The following is an 18825-nucleotide window of genomic DNA, read 5'->3' as shown; positions in this document are numbered from 1 at the left end:
AGTTTGGGAATATGGGCGACATGTCACGTGTAGAAACAGTTGAACAAGCGAAACAAAACCAGGAATACGTGCAAGCCTTGATGGATCTCCTGTTCCAGCTTGCTGATGACGATTTTATTCTCGCTTACCGGGGATCGGAATGGCTCGGTTTGGCACCGCATATCGAAGAAGATGTGGCCTTTTCCTCCATGTCGCAGGACATGATGGGACACGCGGCGATGTTTTACGAAATGCTGGAGGAACTGGGTGTGGGCAAAGCGGATGATCTCGCGCAGCTTCGCGAAGCGAAAGCGTTCCGCAATGCCATCCTGGTCGAACGCAAAAACGGAATCGGCGAGTACAACGACGACCCGCACTACGACTGGGCTTATTCGATTGTCCGCAACTACGTGTACGGGCTGCACAAGCTGGTCCGCCTGGAGGCTCTGATCAACTCCTCCTTCGCGCCGCTCGCGCTGGTCAGCCGCAAGATGCTGACCGAGCACCGCTACCATCTAATGCACTGGCAGGTGTGGCTGAAGCAGCTGGCAAACAGTACGGATACGGCCCGCCAAAAAGTGGAAGCCGCCATCGCCAAAGTGTGGGCGGATGCGGGAGAGCTGAGCGATCTCGGGCCAAAGGCGGAGAGCATCGTTCGCTTCGGTTTGATTGCCGGCGAAGATCTGCTCAAGCAAAAATGGCTGACGAAGACGAAAGAAGTATTCAAGGGCGCGGGGCTGGAGTGGCCGGGCGAACCGGGCAAGCCGCAGGAACGCGGTCGTGCGGGAGAGCATACAGCCGATCTGGTTAGTGCGCTGGAAACCTTGTCTGAAGTGTACCGCATTGATCCGGCCGCTAGCTGGTAAAAGGGGTGATCCGCATGGCGCATGAAACGAACGAACTGCATGAAGCGGCATGCTGGAAACTGCTGCAAGATGTGAAAGATCCGGAAATCCCGGTGATCAGCATGGTGGAAATGGGCATGATTCACGATGTACGGGTGGATTCGGGTGTGGCACACGTCGAGGTGCTGCCCACCTTTGTCGGCTGTCCGGCGCTGGAAATCATGAAAAATAACATCACAGAAAAGCTGGTGGAAGTAGAGGGAATCTCGGAGGTGCATGTTCACTTCGTCTATGATCCCCCGTGGACATCGGACCGCATCGCGCTCGATGCCCGGGACAAACTGCGCAGCTTCGGTATCGCGCCCCCGCCGTTGGATTTCAAACCGGGCGATGTGTGGAAAGTGACCTGTCCCTACTGCGATTCACCGTATACACAGCTGGAGAACTTGTTTGGTCCCGCAGCCTGCCGCAGCATTCTGTACTGCCGGCACTGCAAAAATCCGTTTGAAGCCTTGAAACCAATCTACTCAGGAGATTGAAAGGAGCGAGTGTCGTGGGAGAGAGCAAGCAAATGTATATCAATGGGGAATGGGTTTTTGCTGAAGGCGGGGAGACGCTTCAGGTCGTGAACCCGGCTACAGGAGAAATGATCGGGACTGTCGCTTTTGGCGATGGCCGCGATGCCAACAAGGCGATTGAAGCGGCGCACCAGGCATTTGCTGGCTGGTCCCGTCTGACTGCGCGCGAGCGTTCCAAATTCCTATACAACCTGTCCGAGCTGGTGAAAAAGAACCGCGATGAGCTGGCGGGCATCATTTCCGCCGAGATGGGCAAGCCGCTGGGCGAAGCCAAGGGAGAGGTGCTGGGAGCTGCCGACAACTTCGTCTGGTACGCCGAGGAAGCGAAGCGGGTATACGGCGAAACGATCCCATCCTCCTTGGCGAACAAACGAATCATGGTGCTCAAGCAGCCCGTTGGTCCAGTAGGCGCCATCACGCCGTGGAACTTCCCGGTCAACATGGTCGCGCGCAAGATCTCTCCGGCACTGGCCGCAGGCTGTACTGTGGTGCTGAAACCGGCGGAAAGCACACCGCTGTCTGCGATTCGCCTGTTTGAACTGATCGAGCAGGCCGGGTTCCCGAAAGGCGTCGTCAACCTCGTCATCGGCAAACCGGAAGCGATTGGTCAGGAGTTCATCGATAATCCCAAGCTGAGCAAAATTGCCTTTACCGGTTCCACCCGCGTCGGCAAGCTCCTGATGGAAGGGGCAGCGAAGCAGGTGAAGCGCGTCAGCATGGAGCTGGGCGGCCATGCACCATTCATCGTGTTCGCCGACGCCGATCTGGATGCAGCTGTCAAAGGACTGTTTGAAAGCAAATTCCGCAACTCCGGTCAAATGTGCATCTGTACCAACCGCCTGTACGTTCATGAGGAAGTGGCGGATGCCTTTACCGAGAAATTGGTGGAGCGCCTGAAGCAGACGAAGGTGGGTGACGGCCGCCAGAAAGAAACGGAGATCGGCCCACTGGTAAATGAGCGCGCGCTGAACAAGGTGCTGGAGCATATCGAGGACGCCAAGGACAAGGGCGGCCAGGTGGTTTACGGCGGCAACCGCCTGACCGAGGGCGAGTACGCGAAAGGCTTCTACTGCGAGCCGACCGTGATCACGGGCGTGACTGACGAGATGAAAATCTCCTACGAAGAAACGTTTGGCCCGGTCGTGCCCATCGTCCGCTTCAGGGATGAAGCAGAAGTGGTACAGCAGGCTAACAACACCCGCTACGGTCTGGCAGCCTATGTCTACACCCGGGACAACCAGCGCTGCTTCCGCATGGCCGAGCTGCTGGAGTACGGCATCGTCGGCATCAATGACGGCTCGCCGACCCAGACGCAGGCGCCGTTTGGCGGCTTCAAGGAAAGCGGGATCGGCCGCGAAGGCGGTCATTACGGAATGGATGAGTATCTGGAAACCAAGTTTGTTTCCTTTGGACTGTAACAGACAATCGTGACAACGGGAAGAGGAGAGCGCAGCTCACTCCCAGTAAGGATAAGGCCCTGCTAGCCTGGCTAGCGGGGCTTACGTGTGCGACGGGCAGTCGCATCGTTGCGCGAGAGCGCATGAGTTACTATAGCGGCTTCGTTACCTTGGTAAAAACGAGCCTGTCGGCAAACGTAGTACTTTTTTTCCAATATTCCTCCAACAGTAAAAATTGGTCATTTCCCAGTGGAGCGGCCCGCTTAACGGTTACTTGCGGGAATGAGATCGTTTTCTCCCACAATTTGTCGCCGGAATGATCCAGTTTCAGGAAACTTCATTCGGATGGCTCTGTATACTCCGACTTCAATTGTGCAATCAGCATATAGCCGCCATCTTCTGTCTCAGACAGAGATAAGCCTCTTTCTCCGGTGGCATATTCACCGTAACGCTTCTGCCAGACGACATTGCCCCCGGAATCGATGTGCAGTGCAAGGATGTCATCTTCCCCCGGGCCTCTGGATAGCTGTTTTCCCACAGCAGGTCCCCTTCTTTGTTCAGCTTGGCGATGTACAACTGAACATCCTCTGAAATTTCATTGCCCTGTAAATACATGTCCCCACTATCGGTAACGAGTACCTTGTGATAGGAGTGACTCGCATTGTTTACCTGCTTTTCCCATTCGATTTCTCCCGATGCCCCGATCTTTACCAGACGCTCTGGACCCAGCGCGACCAAACCGCCGTCAGGCGCTTTGCTGAAATGCCAGTACACGTTGTAACTCCCAGGGTTGATCGCCCCGCCTTCCACTTCGATCGCTTTCATCCACTCCGTGTCTTCGCCGCCGCTTAATTTGATCAGCTGCAGCTTTTCCGGCTCCGGGCGCAGGACTCCCATGACAAGAAACCTGCCTGATTTTGCCTGGTTGACATCGGAGATCAAAAAGTCCTCAGGCATCCGCTTCGTCCATTCTTCCTGGCCGGCTGCATCCACTTTCAGCAGCATCGGGGGGAGTATCTTAAATTGGTAGTCCGTCACGTCTGCCCAGACCAGCCCCCCGCCGTCTTGAGCAGGTACGACCATTTTCACCAATTCCCGCGTCTCCTCTTTGACACAACGTTTTTCCCACTTTACCTGAAAGTCTGCTTCCGCAGCGAAAGCCTGTCCGACAAAACAGAGCAATCCCGCCATCGAAATGGCTACTGTCCGGATGGTGAATTGCCGAAAGATGCGCTTATGCCTTTCTTTTGTCACCATGTTTGTCACACCCCTTTAAACGGTTTTGTAAAAATTTGGAAGCGGTAACCCTATAGTATGAAAAGGGTGACAAGTTTGTACAGTAACGAAATTACCAATGGTGAGACTCCATCTTTTTCGGTATATTGTCCTATTTTTCCCACTTTGGCAATCCCCCCGATCGACTACGCATGCTTTCTGAATTTCACTCCAATCATACAGATTGGCGATGTCAGCCGGAGTACTTTTTCGTCTCTTTGTTTTTTATGTCACAAATCCGCCGGCAAAGTAAACCCCAACGGCTACGCAGCCACGATCGGGCTGGAAAAGTACCTGCAGACCGCCAGTATCGATCAAAAGTTGAAAGAACTGATCAAGATTCGCGCCTCCCAAATCAACGGCTGTGCCTTCTGTATTGATAAGCACACCAAAGACGCCCGCAAAATGGGCGAAACGGAGCAGCGGATCTACGCCCTCAATGCATGGCGGGAGACCCCTTTCTTTACTCCCGAAGAGCGGGCTGTTCTGGCTTTGACAGAAGGAGTTACGTTGATCACGGAAGGACATGTGCCGGATGAAGTCTACAGCGAAGTGCGCCGCTACTTCGACGAAACCCAAACGGCGGAGCTCATCATGGCGATTGTAACCATTAACGCGTGGAACCGAATTGCCATCTCCACCAGAAAAATGCCCCCTGTCGAACAGGAATGAATCTGAAGTCAAGCTGCAGAAGCGGAGGGCATCCTGCAAGCCGTATAGGCTCTTGCAGGATGCCCTCTTTTTGCCGTTTTGCTGCTCAATACACACCAGAGGAACCGGCTCCGCCAGGGTGGTCGGGAGGGTCGATCGTTTGGACATCGTCCGTCTTGCGTGTTTTGTATTGGTCGGGGGAGCCTGTGGCATGTGTGCCCAGCGTTTCCAGTTCCTCTTTTGCCATCTGTGAGGGAGCATTTTTGTCCGTCATCGTTGGTAATCACTCCTCTGTTTGGGGTTAACTGGTAGTTTGCTCCGCAGGTGGAGGATTATTCAGCAAGCCAGCTGTCATCCGGGAAAAAGAATAGGTTGGTTTTTGGTTACCCTGTTTATTTTTTGTGGAAGAGTAATTGGTTAATTGGGTATAATCCTATTGTTTGTTTTTTTGTTGATACATAAACGAATAGGACGTCAATTGGTTATAAACATTAGCAATGTTAGCATATTTTTTACACTCCTTTACTATTGGCATGAAAATTGCGTTCATTCTCCTGCAAACATTCAATACAGCAAAATATCTATTTGCGTGACAAAGGAGACAACCAGTTATGAATGTGATCGCCAAAGCTTACCGGGGCGGTGTCGTCGAGAGCACTCACCTGGGCCACGTGGCAGTCGTTGACGGTTCCGGAACCCTTCTCTACCAATACGGAGACCCGTTCCGGCTGACGTATGCCCGGTCGTCGATGAAACCGATTCAGACGATCCCGGTTATCGAGACAGGAGCCGCCGATCGCTTCGGTTTCGAGCCTGCCGACATTTCCCTGTGCTGTGCATCTCACAGCGGTGAACCGCGGCATCGCTCAAGGGCGATGAAGATGCTCAATGCCGCCGGGCAGCCGGAATCTGTTCTGCGCTGCGGGACACATGTTCCCCGCGATGAGGAGAGCTACAAACAACTGATTCGCGACGGCAAGGAATTGACGCCGATCTTCAGCAACTGTTCGGGCAAACATGCCGGCATGGTGGCAACAGCGGTCCACATGGGCGAGGACCCGACCGATTACAACCTGCCGGAACACCCTGTTCAGCAGCGGATTCTGGATGCCGTGGCGGACATCGTTTGCTATCCAAAAGAAAAGATTCACATGGGGATTGACGGCTGCGGCGTACCTGTGCACCGGCTGCCGTTAGCCAACTACGCTTGGGGCTACGCCCGACTGGCCCGGCCGGAGACGATCACAAGCCCAATCCGCCAGGCCGCCGTTCGCCGGATTACCGACGCCATGACGGCGCATCCGGAGATGGTTGGCGGCAAAGAGCGTTACTGCACCGACTTGATGAGTGCCTTTGCCGGAAGAGTGATCGGGAAAGCAGGGGCAGAGGCGGTGTACTGCCTGGGTGACCGGGAGCGGGGGCTTGGCATCGCCGTGAAAATTGAAGATGGCGGCGCTCGTGCGGTATACGCCGTCGTCAACGAAGTCTTGCGTCAATTGGGGATTGGCACCGACGGCCCGCTTGACAAGCTTCAGGCGTACACCAATCCGGAAGTGAAAAACATGAGCGGCATCGTCGTTGGACGCATTGAAACAGATTTCACGCTGCAGGCTGTGAATTCCAAACTGTAGCAATATGCGGCCTATTTTAGGAGTTGCATATTGACATACATTACACTTTAAGGGGGCAAAGCAGATGAAAAAGGGACTTAAAGCCCTGAGCGCCGCAGTGCTGTTAGCCACTGCCGTCATGTCAGGGTGCAGTTCTGGCGCAACAAACAATGCAGCACAAGGAGGTTCCGGGCAAGAATCAGCCGCAGGTGGCACGGTCGACACGACGGCCCATCTGCGCGCCAATCTGAAAACCGAACCGCCATCGCTGGATCCGCCAAAAGGCTATGACAGCGTATCGAACGAAGTGCTTACGGCAGTGATGGAAGGGTTGACCCGCCTTGACGAAAACCACGTACCACAGCCGGCCATGGCTGAGAAGTGGGATCTCAGCGAGGATGGGAAGACGTACACCTTCCACCTCCGCGACAGCAAATGGTCTAACGGGGATCCGGTGACAGCCGGAGATTTCGAATACGCCTTCAAACGGATGCTTGATCCGCAAAACGCCTTCCCGGCTGCCTTCCTCGCCTTCTACATTGAAGGAGCCGAAGCGTACAATGAGGGCAAAGGCAGCGCAGATGACGTAAAAGTAAAGGCGCTCGATGAAAAAACGCTGGAGATCACCCTGCGCGCGCCGACCGGTTACTTTTTAAACATCCTGACCAACCCGGCGTTTTCTCCGGTGCACAAAAAAACGGTGGAGAGCAATCCGAATTTTGCAGCGGAGGCGTCCACCTTCGTCACCAACGGTCCGTTTAAAATGTCGGAGTGGGTACACGACCAATCCATCAAAGTAGTGAAAAATGACGGTTACTGGGATAAGGACAACGTGAAGCTGGCCGGGATCGACTGGGGGATGGTGAACGATCAGAACACCCAGTACCAGATGTTCAAGACCGGACAGCTGGACAGCATTGAAACCGTCCCAAACGATATGAAGAAGAAGCTGCTCGATTCCGGCGAAGCGAATTACGTGTCGGAGGCTTCGATCTATTACTACCGCATGAACACGAAAATGCCGCCGTTCAACAACGCCAACATCCGCAAAGCGTTCGCCCTGGCTATCGATCGCCAACTGTTGATCGACAAAGTAGTGCAGGGAAAACAGACACCGGCCTTGGCCCACGTTCCATTCGGATTCCCTGAACCGGACGGCAGAGACTTCCGCGAAGTGGGCGGCAGCTTTATTAAGGACAACGATGTGGAAAAAGCGAAGGAGTATCTGAAAAAGGGAATGGAGGAAGAAGGCTACACCACGCTTCCGCCGATCACCATGACCTACAATACGGACGACTCCCATAAAGCGATCGCACAGGTGCTGCAGGAAATGTACAAGAAAAACCTTGGCGTCGACGTGAAACTGGAAAGCAAAGAGTGGAAGGTTTTTTTGGCTGAGCAGCGCGCGGGACAGCTGCAGTTCTCCCGCTCGACGATCCCCGCCGACTACGGCGATCCGTACAACTTCCTGGAGCTTTATCAGACAGGCCATCAGGGCAACCGGATCCACTACAGCAATCCGAAGTACGATGAATTGCTGGAGCAGATCAAAAACGAGGGCGATGAGACGAAACGCTTTGCACTGATGCACGAAGCGGAAAAAGTGTTCATGGACGACATGCCGATTGTACCGATCTACTACAATACGAGAGTGTACATGCAGCAGCCTAACGTGAAAGGCATCCTGCGTCATCCCGTTACTGCGATTGACTACAAGTGGGCAGAGATTCTCAAGAAGTAATGGATCGATCAGGTGAAGAAAGGGGTACACTTGTACCCTCTTCTTCCATTTTATGGAGATGATTGGATGGAGCAAAAAGTCATTACGTTTGTCGCTTTAATGGAAGAGACTCTGCTGCTGCTGATAGAACAAGCGCGGGATTTAGGCGTATCCCGAGACTTTCACATTGAGGCTCGCACGATCCAGCAGCTTGCCATCCATCCGATTCCACAGGGGTCGCTGGTCGTTCTGTCGACTGAAATAATCGAACCGATGGTTCAACCCTATATCCCGGCAGGGGTCAAGGTGATCATCGCCAAACGGACGGTTCAGTACCTGAACATCCGCGGAATGTTGGAAATCCCCAGAGGAACCAGGGTCCTTCTGGTCAGCGACAGGAAAGAGACAGCCGAAGAAGCGGTGTTTCAGTTAAACGAAGCGGGAATGGGTCTGGACTTCTATCCGTACTACCCCGGAGCGTCGTATCCGGAAGACATCCAGATCGCTGTCACACCTGGCGAGGCAAAATACGTTCCGCCGGGAATTCGCAAGGTTGTTGACATCGGCCCGCGGGCAGTCGACTTGTCGACCTGGGTCGAGATATACGCCCATTTTCGTTTTGAAAGCCGCAACCTGCTGAAGGTGACAGGCAGGTTTATTCAATCTTTGGTGTATATATCAAAGGAACTAAGCAATGAAATTCAGCGGGCCTCTATCCTCCAAAATTACCTCAGTGCGATTGTCGATCGGATTGAAGATGCCGTCATTGCACTCGATCACGCAGAAATCATCCAATTTATCAATCATAAGGCGACGGAAACCCTTCATTTAAACGGCATGGCACTGACAGGCAGGACGGCGGCCGAATGCTTGCCCGCTGATCTGTACCAGCTCGTCTCCACGCTGCCAAATCACGAAGAGCATATGTTGGACTGGCGAGGCAGCACCTATTTTCTGCGAAAAATGCAGATTCTCCTCGAAGGACAGCTGTTTGGCACGGTCATTTTGTTTCGCAAGGCAGACGAGATCCAAAAGCTGGAACACGATTACCGGATGCGCATGACCAGCAACGGGCTGGTCGCCAAGTACACCTTTGACGATATCCACGGACAGTGCAGCACCTTTCAAAAAGTGCTGCAGATCGCCAAGAAGGTGGCTCGCAGCCACTCCACCGTGCTGCTGTTGGGGGAGTCGGGCACCGGCAAAGAACTGCTGGCACAGGCGATCCACAATGCGTCCAAGCGGCGCAAGGAGCCGTTTGTCGGCGTTAATTTCGCCGCGATCACCGAGTCGCTGCTGGAGAGCGAGTTGTTTGGATATGAAGAAGGGGCCTTTACCGGAGCGCGAAAAGGCGGTCACATCGGCTGGTTTGAACAGGCGCACAAGGGAACGATCTTCCTGGACGAGATCGGCGATGCCACCTGGCTGATCCAGAACAGGCTGCTGCGGGTCCTGCAGGAACGGCAGCTCAGGCGGGTGGGCGGCACACAAGTGATCCCCATCGATATACGGGTCATCGCAGCGACCAATCAAAATCTGCTGCAGAAGGTAGAGGATGGAACATTCCGGGCCGATCTTTACTATCGTCTGAACATCCTCCCGATTCACCTGCCGCCGCTGCGCAAGCGAAAGGAAGACATTCCCCAACTGGCACAGCTGTTTATCACCAAGTACTGCGCCTATTTGCGCCGCCCCAAGTTCACCATTTCGCCGGAAGGATTGCGGGAACTGCTTGAATACGATTGGCCGGGCAACATCCGCGAATTGGAAAACGTCATCGAATACCTGGCCCACGTCGTCGAAGATGTCATGTACCCCTATCATCTTCCCTTCTTTCAAAATGGATCGTTTCCCCAGCTTGCCGATGCGGAAGATGATCCGGAGTTTTCCGTCAGGCGCTTCGCTTATCAAAGCAGGGGATTTTTGGCGGAGATGCAGGCGATTCTGAGCGTTTTGGATGAACTGTCCGGGGACGGCGGCCGCCACTCGATTCTGGCCAGGCTGCATGCCGGCAGCCTGGCGATCACCGAACAACAGCTTCGCTATCGCCTGAAGATCCTGCAGTCCGACGGGATGATCAAAGTGGGCAGGGGCAGGCAGGGAAGCAGCATCACGGCAAAAGGCAGAGAATTTCTGCGGTTTTTAGATACTCACAGATAGGATGTGGGACGGTTGAGCAACGATTGGATGGAACAAGCCAAACGGCAGCAAGCCGTGTTTGTGGCCAAGTTGAAAGAATTTTTGGCGATTGACAGCGTCGAGGACATGTCGACTGCAGGCGAGGGGAAGCCATTTGGCCAAGGCGTGGCGGAAGCGCTCGAGTACATGCTGGCCTTAGGCGAGCAGGACGGATTTCGCACGAGGAATCTGGAAGGCTATGCCGGCTATATCGAGTTCGGCCAAGGGGAGGAAGTAGCAGTGCTGGTCCATGTCGACGTGGTACCGGCCGGCGAAGGCTGGACGACGCCGCCGTTCTCCCCGGATATCCGCGACGGCAAGATCTTTGCGCGCGGCGCCATCGACGATAAAGGACCGGCGTTGGCCGCTTATTTCGCGTTTCGGATGGTTCGCGATTCCGGCCTGCCGCTCTCCAAGCGGGTGCGCTTTATTATCGGCACGGATGAGGAAAGCGGCTGGCTGTGCATGAAGCGGTATGCGGAGTTGGAACCGATTCCCGAAATCGGGTTTTCGCCGGACGCTTCTTTTCCGATCATTCACGCGGAAAAAGGGCAAATCAATCCGCTGCTGCGCTTGGACGAGCGGGCCGCCGGCGCGAAGTGCGACCCTGCCCCGGCCAGGTGGCTGCTGCGTTCCTTTCAAGCGGGCGAGCGGGGCAACATGGTGCCTGACCGCGCTGAAGCGGCGATCGTGCTTGCCGCCGAAGCAGGCGATGACTCTCTTGTGGAAGGGCTCGTCAGCGACTACCAGGAGTTCCTCGCTCGGCAGGGGGTTTCGGGACGTGCTGAACGGCAGGATGGGCGCGGACTCGTACTGAGACTGGACGGACAAGCAGCCCACGGCATGGAGCCGTGCGAAGGAAGGAACGCCGGACTGCTCCTGGCCCGTTTTTTGGCCGGCCAGCCGTTCGGCGGAGATGACAGACGCTTTCTGGAGCTGCTTTCGGCCGTCCTCTACGAGGATTACTTCGGCGCGAAGCTCGGCATCGCTTGCGAGGACGAGGCGACCGGAAAACTGACGGTCAATGCCGGAATTTTGACGTACAAGCAGGATGAAGGGGCGTCGGTACACCTGAACATCCGCTACCCCGCGACAGTCAACGCCGATGAATGCGTGCAGAGGCTGCGGCAGGCGGTCGCTTCATTGGGGTGGAAGATCGACCGGCTGCGCACCTCAAGCGGGCACTACGTTCCGAAGGACCATCCCTGCGTCCTGACGCTGCAAAAAGTATACGAAGAGCAGACCGGCCTGCCGGCGACCCTGCTGTCTACCGGTGGAGCGACTTACGCCAAGACGCTGAAAGCCGGTGTGGCATTCGGCCCCGTTTTCCCCGGAAAAGAGGCGACTGCCCACATGAAAGACGAATATGCGGAGATCAACGATTTGATTGCGGCAATGGCCATCTACGCACAAGCGATATACGAACTGGCGAAGTGACAAAGAAGGGGGAAATGTGATGGCTCGATATTTATTCAAGCGATTCTTGATGATGATACTTACGCTCTGGATCATAGTGACTTTGACATTTGCGGTCATGCACCTGATTCCCGGCGATCCGTTCGCCTCCGAGTCGGACCGATTGCCGCCGCAAGTTTTGGCCAACCTGCAGGCGAAGTACCATCTCGATCAACCGCTCCCGGTACAGTACGGAATCTATTTGAAAAATCTGCTGTCGTTCGATTTGGGCCCGTCGCTCAAATCGGATACCCGCAGCGTCAACGACATGATTGGCGACGGCTTTTCCGCCTCGGCCACGCTCGGCTTGCAGGCGATTGTAATCGCGCTTTGCTTTGGCATTTTGTTCGGCATAATCGCTGCGCTAAACCGCAACAAGTGGCCCGATTACCTGTTTCTCGGCCTGGCCGTTGTGGGGATTGCCATCCCCAGTTTCCTCATGGCGCCGCTCTTGATCAACTTCCTGGCGATCAAAATACCGCTGTTTCCGGTGGCGACGTGGGGGACCTGGATGCATACCGTGCTGCCTTCGCTGGCCCTCGCCTTCAGCCCATTGGCGATCATCACCCGCTACATGCGCAGCAGCATGATTGAGGTGATGAATCAAAACTACATCCGCACGGCCGAGGCGAAAGGAATCCCCACCGCTTTGGTGGTGATCAGGCACGGTATCCGCAACGCGATCCTGCCGGTCGTCACCTTTTTGGGGCCGCTGATCGCCTCCTTGATCACCGGGACGTTCGTCGTGGAAAAGATCTTCGCGGTTCCCGGCATCGGAAAATACTTTGTCGACGGCATCTTCAACCGTGATTATCCGGTCATTTTGGGAACGACCATCTTCTACAGCACGATTTTAATCACCACGATACTGATTATTGACATCGCTTATACGCTCATTGATCCGCGTATCAAGCTTAGCAGCAGGGAGGGATAAGGGATGGCCGCTGATCAAAATACAGATGCGTTGTTTCGGCCGTTGACCAAGCAGCAGGTGGTGCCGCTGGCAGAGCGGCCAAGTCTCACGTACTTTCAGGAAGTCGTTCGCAAGCTGATCAAAAACAAACTGGCGATGGCCGGTTTTCTGCTGATCGTACTGATGGTGGTGATGGCGATTATCGGTCCTCATCTCACTCCCTACAGTTACTCCGAGCAGAGCCTGCTCGACACCAACCAGCCTGTTTCAGCGGAACACTGGTTTGGCACGGATGACCTGGGCCGCGACATGTTTGCCCGCACGTGGTACGGCGCACGCATTTCCCTGACCATCGGGGTTGTAGCCGCCCTGATCGATTTGGTCATTGGGGTTACTGTCGGCGGAATCGCCGGGTACTGGGCCGGCCGCGGCAAAAAAGGGGACCGCATCGACACGCTGATCATGCGGGTCATCGAGATCCTGTACGGACTCCCGTACCTGCTGGTGGTGATCCTGTTGATGGTCGTGATGGAGCCGGGCCTCTTGACCATTATCCTCGCGCTGTCGGCTACCGGCTGGGTCGGGATGGCCCGGTTGGTGCGAGGGCAGATTCTGCAGCTCAAGTCGCAGGACTTCATCCTGGCGTCGCAAGTGCTGGGGGCGTCGTTCACGCGGATTCTCTTAAAGCACTTGATCCCGAATACGATCGGGGTGATTATCGTCAATCTGACATTTACGATTCCGTCTGCCATCTTCTCCGAGTCTTTTTTGAGCTTCCTCGGGCTGGGTGTACAAGCTCCCGTCGCCAGTTGGGGAACGATGACGAACGATGCCTTGGGGGTAATCCTGACCGGCGATTGGTGGAGATTGTTTTTCCCGGGACTGATGATCTCGCTGACGATGTTTGCCTTTAACGTGTTTGGCGACGGACTGCAGGACGCGTTGGATCCGCGGCTGCGCGATTAGGAGGGGATGACAGTGGAACATTTACTGCAAGTGGAAAATCTCAAAGTGAACTTCAAGACATTTGGCGGCGAGGTAAAAGCTGTCCGCGGAGTCACCTTCCACGTCGACAAGGGAGAGACAGTGGCCATTGTGGGCGAGAGCGGCTGCGGGAAAAGCGTTACGGCCCAGGCGATCATGGGCCTCATTCCCAGTCCGCCGGGACGCATCGTGGATGGCAGCATTCGCTTCAACGGCCAGGAAATCACTGCTATGTCCAAGGAGGAACTGCATCGAATCCGCGGCACCCAGATCGGGATGGTCTTTCAGGATCCCATGACCGCGCTTAATCCGACGATGAAGGTAGGCTCCCAGATCGCCGAAGGGTTGATCCGCCATCGAAATCTGGGCAAACAGGAAGCAAAGCAAAAAGCGGTTGAAATGTTGAAGCTGGTCGGGATTCCCGACGCGGCGAAACGCGCCGAACAGTATCCGCACGAGTTCAGCGGAGGCATGCGGCAGCGCGTCGTCATCGCGATTGCCCTGGCTTGCAGTCCGGAGCTGGTGATCGCCGATGAGCCGACCACCGCGCTCGACGTGACGGTGCAAGCCCAAATTCTTGATTTGATGAGGGATTTACAGCAACAAAACAACCTGGCCATCGTGCTGATCACCCACGATCTGGGCGTGGTCGCCGAGGCAGCCCAGCGCGCAGTCGTCATGTATGCGGGGATCGTGGTGGAGACAGGACCGGTAGAAGAAATATTCGCCCGGCCGAAGCATCCGTACACGTGGGGGCTGATGAAGTCGATGCCGCGCATCGACGGAGCCAAAGAACGGCTGGTGCCGATCGAGGGAGCGCCGCCGGATTTGTTCAATCCGCCGCACGGCTGTCCGTTTGCTGCCCGCTGTGACTACGCCATGGAGATTTGCCAGCGGCAGATGCCGGAGGCCACCGATTTTGCCGATGGACATAAAGCGGCATGCTGGCTGCACGATGAACGGGCGCCGAAAATCGACGAACTGGTCGCAGCGGGGAGGCAGGTCTAATGGCAGAGAATTTGGTTGAAGTAAACAATTTGAAAAAACACTTTACGATTGGCGACGGGCTCGTGCTCAAGGCGGTGGATGGCGTCTCGTTCACCATTCAAAAGGGCGAAACCCTGGGGCTGGTCGGCGAGAGCGGCTGCGGCAAATCCACGTTGGGACGAACGCTGATCCGCATCTACGACCGCAACGACGGAGAGGTCTTGTTTAAAGGGAAAAACGTTCACACGCTCTCCCGCAAAGAAGGGAGGCAGTTTAACCGGGATGTCCAGATGATTTTCCAGGACCCGCAGGCGAGTCTCAATCCCCGCATGATTGTCGGGGAGATCATCGCCGAAGGATTGGACATTCACAGCTTGTATCAGCAGAACCGGGCCGAGCGGGTTGCCGAGCTGCTGGAACTGGTCGGACTGCGTCCGGAACACGCCAAACGCTTTCCCCATGAATTCAGCGGCGGCCAGCGGCAGCGGATCGGCATCGCCCGGGCGCTGGCGGTAGATCCGGAGTTTATCATCGCAGACGAGCCGATTTCTGCGCTCGATGTGTCGATCCAGGCCCAGATCGTAAACCTGCTGGAAGATCTCCAGAAGGAAAAGGGACTCACCTATCTGTTCATCGCTCACGACTTGTCGATGGTCAAGCATATTTCCAACCGGATCGGAGTCATGTATCTCGGAAAGATAGTAGAGCTGGCCGAGAGCATCGAACTGTACGACAAGCCGCTCCATCCATATACGCAGGCGCTGCTGTCAGCCATCCCCATCCCCGATCCGATGGTGAAAAAAGAGCGGATCGTCCTTCGCGGGGAACTGCCCAGTCCGGCCAACCTGCCCAGCGGATGCCGCTTTCAGACGCGCTGTCCGCATGCGACGGAGCAGTGCCGTGCGGTTGAACCGGAGTGGAAGGAAGCCCAGCCGGGGCACTGGGTCGCCTGCCATCTCTACTAGATCGCAAAAGCATAGTAATAGAACGTCAACAAGACGGAACAGACGGCCAGGGTAAGCCCGGAAGAAATGGCCCAGAAGGCTGCCTGGCTTTTCAAGTGCTGGATGAATTCGCTTGCTGGGTCGTCGGCAAAAAAATCGCTCTCCATGACGCGCGGCTTGCGAAAGAACAGGCGGGCGATTTGCCGAAAGCCCTGGGCGAACAAGGTGAAAAAGCCCGAGTTCGCCACCACGATCAAGCCGCCCGCCACGAGCAGCAGCAGACCGAGCAGAAACGTTTTATTGATTAACGGCAGCAGTCCGCCTGGTCGGGAGCCGGATGTAAGCGTCAGGACGAGCAGGACGGCAAGTGTGAGGACAACGGGCGCTGTTTTACTGGGTCTCATGACGTCCCCCTTGGTTGACAAAATTTCTACATGGATAAGCGTATGACAAAAACCTCCTTTCAGGCAACCGAAAGGAGGTTTTTGCCTGCAAGACTACCAGATTCGCAAAAGAAAGTTTTGTCGATTTTTGCCGCACTTTTTGCGAGAGATGGTATAATGCGTAGAAGGTGAGTGGGGAGGGGATTTAGCATGAACAGACAGATGACACCGATGGAGGCAGATTCTGCAACCGCACTGCCCCCAATCGTCGAGAAGAAGCAGCGAAAGCGCAGAAAAGACGACAAAACCGCAGCGATCATTTCGTTTGTTGTGTGGGCCGCTCTGTTGTGCAGCGGCGTTGCCCTGGCCAACCTGTACATAGAGCGAAGCCATGCCTACATCGATCAAAAGGTGAAGGAAGTAGAGCTGCACAACACGAAACAGGTCGAAAACGTACGAAGCGATTTGCAAAAAGTGCAGGACGAGCTGGCGGCGATCAAAACGCAGGTGGGATCGCTGAAAGAGGATCTGACGATGACAGGCGAAGCGCTCCACGGGACCGATCAGACCAAGCAGTCACTGCAGAAGCGCATAGACGAATTGAACAAACAGCTGACCGAGCTGAAAGGCTCGCTGAAAAAGCTGGAGGATGCAGCCAGTGCTTGGTAAGGGACAGCTGGTTTTGCTCTTCCTGCTTGCTCCGGCGGTCGGTTTCTTCGCCACCTTTGCGCAGTCCAATCCGGTGATGAGCTTTGAATCGGCAAGGCTGCAGCTGCCCCTGAAGGAAACCGCAGCGCAGATAAGTCAAGTCCAGGATGAAGTCGAACAGACCAAACAAGTCATCGATGAATCCAGCAAATTGGCCCAGGAGATACAAGAGGCAGCCAAGCAGGAAAAACAAGCGTATGAGCAGCACGACAAATCGCTCAGCCAGCTCGTCTCGAGCAGCAAAGAGTCGGTGCAAAAATCGGCCGACGTGCTCGACCAGCTTTTGACGAGCATGCTGGGCAACCCGATCGGACAAACCTTCGGCAAGAACGCGACGGTGAAGGTCTATTCGCTGGAAGAGGCGGGCTACCGCGGCTATATGGCAAAAGTGCGGCTGAACAATCCGAACGCGCTGAAAGTCGTCCTGGCCAACGATCAAGTGGTCAGCAATGGCGAGACAACCAGTCACGCCGCCAAACGCAAAAATGCGATCCTGGCTGTAAACGCCGGCGGTTTTTACAATGTGAACGGAAAGCTGGCGGTGCTTGGCACCACGGTAGTCGACGGAGAGATCAAAGCGTTTTCGACCAACAACGACTTGTCGTTCGTCGGCTTTAACAAAAGCGGCCGCCTCGTCGGCGGCAAAGTCACTTCCAAGGAACAGCTCGAGAAGATGAACGTGCTCCAGGGAGCCAGCTTCCTGCCGACACTCCTGCAAAACGGGAAAAAGGCAGCGATTCCGAAGGCGTGGGCGAACACGCGGCAGCCGCGCACCATGATTGGCCATTTTTCCAACGGCGACTTGCTGTTCATCGTCATCGACGGCAGGCGCAAAGGGTGGAGCAACGGCGTCACGCTGGAGGAAGCGCAGGCGAAACTGCTTGAATTCAAAGTCCGGGATGCGTATAACCTGGATGGCGGCGGTTCCAGTGCCTTCTACTACAACGGCAAAATACTCAACCGCCCTTCTGATGGACGCGAGCGTCCTGTAACCAGCAACATTGTGATCCTGCCATGAATTAAAAATAACGTACCCGGTTTCGGAGCGAAGCCGGGTTTCTTGTTGGGAAGGGGTGCTCCCATTTATTTAGCGTCTACTTGCAGCATAGAATATGTAATGAATATTATGGCGATTACTTTTTGAACTCCTGGAGGAAAAGGTGGGAATCATATGGCGGGAGGAGACGGATGCAGGCAGAGGGGATGGCGGTGAAAAAGTGACGGAAACAGTACTTAAGCCAAATGGTACGATAGTCGATGTGCCAGGTATCAAAGTGGGACATGTACAGGATGACAAAGCGCTGACCGGCTGCACGGTGATCGTGCTGGAAAAGGCAGCGCCCTGCGGCGTGGACGTGCGGGGATCGGCACCGGGGACCCGGGAAACGGACCTGCTCAATCCGATCAACCAAGTGGACCGGGTAAATGCCATCTGTCTGACGGGCGGGAGCGCTTACGGCCTGGATTCGGCGACGGGGGTCATGCGCTACCTGGAGGAGCAGGGGATGGGATTTGAGGTCGGAGTGGGTGTCGTTCCGATCGTCCCGGCTGCGGTGCTGTTCGATCTGTCCATCGGCAGCGCAAAGGTGCGTCCCGATGCGCAGATGGGGTACAATGCGGCAAAAAATGCGAGCAAAAAACCGGTCCCACAAGGCAATGTCGGGGCTGGCACGGGAGCGACGGTCGGCAAACTGGCCGGCATGAAACGGGCGATGAAGGGCGGACTCGGTTCCGCGTCGATCCGCCTGCCCGGCGGATTGGTCGTCGGGGCGATCGTCGCCGTCAACGCGGTCGGAGAAGTGCGCGATCCCCATACAGGGGAGATCCTGGCAGGTGCCAGGGACGACAGTGGAAAGATCCGCGACGCCCTTTCCTGGATGATCGAGCAGAGTTCTCCGCAAGTGCGACCGGGGACGAATACGACGATCGCGGCAGTGGCAAGCAACGCAAACCTGAACAAGACACAGGCGAACAAAGTGGCGCAAATGGCCCACGACGGCTTGGCCCGCAGCATCTTTCCGGTGCATACGATGAGCGACGGCGACACGATTTTTGCCCTGGCTACGGGTGGAGTGGACGCTTCCGTCGACCTTGTCGGAACGCTGTCGGCGGTCGTCTTGGCAGAGGCGGTCGCAAATGCGATCCGTTCTGCCGAAGCGGCAGGCGGGGTGCCGGCTTACCGCGATCTGCAAAAACAGGCTAAATCCATGTGAAAAAG

18 protein-coding genes are annotated in these 18825 nt (G+C 55.6%); 15 read left to right on the top strand and 3 right to left on the bottom strand.

Annotation, left to right across the window (positions count from 1 at the left end; genetic code table 11):
- The first annotated feature begins 11 nt into the window (after nucleotides 1–11).
- From paaC to HGBM_RS13195, 3 genes are read left to right on the top strand one after another with little or no spacing between them, the layout of a single operon-like run.
- Nucleotides 12–845: a 1,2-phenylacetyl-CoA epoxidase subunit PaaC gene (gene paaC, locus HGBM_RS13205; protein ID WP_019121583.1), complete on the top strand. Its 834-nt coding sequence runs from the start codon at nucleotides 12–14 to the stop codon at nucleotides 843–845.
- Between the two features lie 14 nt (nucleotides 846–859).
- Entirely contained in the window at nucleotides 860–1363 is a 504-nt protein-coding gene (gene paaD / locus HGBM_RS13200; RefSeq protein ID WP_019121582.1) for a 1,2-phenylacetyl-CoA epoxidase subunit PaaD, read from the top strand.
- Nucleotides 1364–1377: 14 nt separating this feature from the next.
- Nucleotides 1378–2820, top strand: coding sequence for an NAD-dependent succinate-semialdehyde dehydrogenase (locus HGBM_RS13195; protein WP_019121581.1), 1443 nt, complete (start codon nucleotides 1378–1380; stop codon nucleotides 2818–2820).
- A 357-nt stretch (nucleotides 2821–3177) separates the two neighbouring features.
- Here HGBM_RS13195 and HGBM_RS13190 read toward each other — a convergent pair whose 3' ends face one another.
- Nucleotides 3178–4056 carry a hypothetical protein gene (locus HGBM_RS13190; RefSeq protein WP_020424268.1) on the bottom strand — a complete coding sequence of 293 codons (879 nt, stop codon included), beginning with the start codon at nucleotides 4054–4056 and terminating at the stop codon, nucleotides 3178–3180.
- Between the two features lie 294 nt (nucleotides 4057–4350).
- On the opposite strand from HGBM_RS13190, the gene HGBM_RS27405 reads away from it, so the two are divergent.
- Nucleotides 4351–4746 (top strand): carboxymuconolactone decarboxylase family protein, encoded by a 396-nt coding sequence (locus tag HGBM_RS27405; RefSeq protein ID WP_051029674.1) that lies wholly within the window; start codon nucleotides 4351–4353, stop codon nucleotides 4744–4746.
- Between the two features lie 85 nt (nucleotides 4747–4831).
- Here HGBM_RS27405 and HGBM_RS30960 read toward each other — a convergent pair whose 3' ends face one another.
- Nucleotides 4832–4999, bottom strand: coding sequence for a hypothetical protein (locus HGBM_RS30960; protein ID WP_019121579.1), 168 nt, complete (start codon nucleotides 4997–4999; stop codon nucleotides 4832–4834).
- A 337-nt stretch (nucleotides 5000–5336) separates the two neighbouring features.
- Between HGBM_RS30960 and HGBM_RS13175 the strand changes: the two genes are divergently transcribed.
- The 8 genes from HGBM_RS13175 to HGBM_RS13140 all read left to right on the top strand — a co-directional run bounded on the left by HGBM_RS13175 (nucleotide 5337) and on the right by HGBM_RS13140 (nucleotide 15537).
- Nucleotides 5337–6356 (top strand): asparaginase, encoded by a 1020-nt coding sequence (locus tag HGBM_RS13175; protein ID WP_019121578.1) that lies wholly within the window; start codon nucleotides 5337–5339, stop codon nucleotides 6354–6356.
- Nucleotides 6357–6420: 64 nt separating this feature from the next.
- Nucleotides 6421–8076: a peptide ABC transporter substrate-binding protein gene (locus tag HGBM_RS13170; RefSeq protein ID WP_019121577.1), complete on the top strand. Its 1656-nt coding sequence runs from the start codon at nucleotides 6421–6423 to the stop codon at nucleotides 8074–8076.
- Nucleotides 8077–8142: 66 nt separating this feature from the next.
- Nucleotides 8143–10215, top strand: a complete 2073-nt coding sequence (locus tag HGBM_RS13165; protein WP_019121576.1) for a sigma-54 interaction domain-containing protein — start codon at nucleotides 8143–8145, stop codon at nucleotides 10213–10215.
- A gap of 12 nt (nucleotides 10216–10227) precedes the next feature.
- Nucleotides 10228–11670, top strand: a complete 1443-nt coding sequence (gene pepV / locus HGBM_RS13160) for a dipeptidase PepV (protein ID WP_019121575.1) — start codon at nucleotides 10228–10230, stop codon at nucleotides 11668–11670.
- Nucleotides 11671–11689: 19 nt separating this feature from the next.
- Entirely contained in the window at nucleotides 11690–12622 is a 933-nt protein-coding gene (locus tag HGBM_RS13155) for an ABC transporter permease (protein WP_019121574.1), read from the top strand.
- A gap of 3 nt (nucleotides 12623–12625) precedes the next feature.
- Nucleotides 12626–13567, top strand: a complete 942-nt coding sequence (locus HGBM_RS13150) for an ABC transporter permease (RefSeq protein WP_019121573.1) — start codon at nucleotides 12626–12628, stop codon at nucleotides 13565–13567.
- Nucleotides 13568–13579: 12 nt separating this feature from the next.
- Entirely contained in the window at nucleotides 13580–14593 is a 1014-nt protein-coding gene (locus tag HGBM_RS13145; RefSeq protein ID WP_019121572.1) for an ABC transporter ATP-binding protein, read from the top strand.
- Complete coding sequence (locus tag HGBM_RS13140; protein WP_019121571.1) at nucleotides 14593–15537, top strand: ABC transporter ATP-binding protein; 945 nt, start codon at nucleotides 14593–14595, stop codon at nucleotides 15535–15537. The genes HGBM_RS13145 and HGBM_RS13140 overlap by 1 nt, the downstream gene beginning before the upstream one ends.
- Here HGBM_RS13140 and HGBM_RS13135 read toward each other — a convergent pair.
- On the bottom strand, nucleotides 15534–15920 hold the full coding sequence (locus HGBM_RS13135) for a DUF3899 domain-containing protein (RefSeq protein ID WP_019121570.1): 387 nt from the start codon (nucleotides 15918–15920) through the stop codon (nucleotides 15534–15536). The genes HGBM_RS13140 and HGBM_RS13135 overlap by 4 nt on opposite strands.
- 189 nt (nucleotides 15921–16109) lie before the next feature.
- On the opposite strand from HGBM_RS13135, the gene HGBM_RS13130 reads away from it, so the two are divergent.
- The 3 genes from HGBM_RS13130 (at nucleotide 16110) to HGBM_RS13120 (ending at nucleotide 18820) form a co-directional block, all read left to right on the top strand.
- The gene (locus HGBM_RS13130; RefSeq protein WP_019121569.1) at nucleotides 16110–16568 is read left to right on the top strand and encodes a hypothetical protein; all 459 of its coding nucleotides are present in this window, start codon (nucleotides 16110–16112) and stop codon (nucleotides 16566–16568) included.
- Nucleotides 16558–17625, top strand: coding sequence for a phosphodiester glycosidase family protein (locus HGBM_RS13125; RefSeq protein ID WP_019121568.1), 1068 nt, complete (start codon nucleotides 16558–16560; stop codon nucleotides 17623–17625). The genes HGBM_RS13130 and HGBM_RS13125 overlap by 11 nt, the downstream gene beginning before the upstream one ends.
- A 199-nt stretch (nucleotides 17626–17824) precedes the next feature.
- On the top strand, nucleotides 17825–18820 hold the full coding sequence (locus HGBM_RS13120) for a P1 family peptidase (protein WP_026074394.1): 996 nt from the start codon (nucleotides 17825–17827) through the stop codon (nucleotides 18818–18820).
- The last annotated feature ends 5 nt before the right edge of the window (nucleotides 18821–18825 follow it).

The sequence above is a fragment of the Brevibacillus massiliensis genome (genome assembly GCF_000311785.1).
Classification (GTDB): domain Bacteria; phylum Bacillota; class Bacilli; order Brevibacillales; family Brevibacillaceae; genus Brevibacillus_C; species Brevibacillus_C massiliensis.
This window is presented reverse-complemented; position numbering and strand designations above follow the sequence as displayed.

Coding starts and splice junctions, on each gene's coding strand:
- paaC (WP_019121583.1), top strand. CDS start 12: ATGGGCGACATGTCACGTGTAGAAACAGTTGAACAAGCGAAACAAAAC.
- paaD (WP_019121582.1), top strand. CDS start 860: ATGGCGCATGAAACGAACGAACTGCATGAAGCGGCATGCTGGAAACTG.
- HGBM_RS13190 (WP_020424268.1), bottom strand. CDS start 4,056: ATGGTGACAAAAGAAAGGCATAAGCGCATCTTTCGGCAATTCACCATC.
- HGBM_RS30960 (WP_019121579.1), bottom strand. CDS start 4,999: ATGACGGACAAAAATGCTCCCTCACAGATGGCAAAAGAGGAACTGGAA.
- HGBM_RS13175 (WP_019121578.1), top strand. CDS start 5,337: ATGAATGTGATCGCCAAAGCTTACCGGGGCGGTGTCGTCGAGAGCACT.
- HGBM_RS13170 (WP_019121577.1), top strand. CDS start 6,421: ATGAAAAAGGGACTTAAAGCCCTGAGCGCCGCAGTGCTGTTAGCCACT.
- HGBM_RS13165 (WP_019121576.1), top strand. CDS start 8,143: ATGGAGCAAAAAGTCATTACGTTTGTCGCTTTAATGGAAGAGACTCTG.
- HGBM_RS13155 (WP_019121574.1), top strand. CDS start 11,690: ATGGCTCGATATTTATTCAAGCGATTCTTGATGATGATACTTACGCTC.
- HGBM_RS13150 (WP_019121573.1), top strand. CDS start 12,626: ATGGCCGCTGATCAAAATACAGATGCGTTGTTTCGGCCGTTGACCAAG.
- HGBM_RS13140 (WP_019121571.1), top strand. CDS start 14,593: ATGGCAGAGAATTTGGTTGAAGTAAACAATTTGAAAAAACACTTTACG.
- HGBM_RS13135 (WP_019121570.1), bottom strand. CDS start 15,920: ATGAGACCCAGTAAAACAGCGCCCGTTGTCCTCACACTTGCCGTCCTG.
- HGBM_RS13130 (WP_019121569.1), top strand. CDS start 16,110: ATGAACAGACAGATGACACCGATGGAGGCAGATTCTGCAACCGCACTG.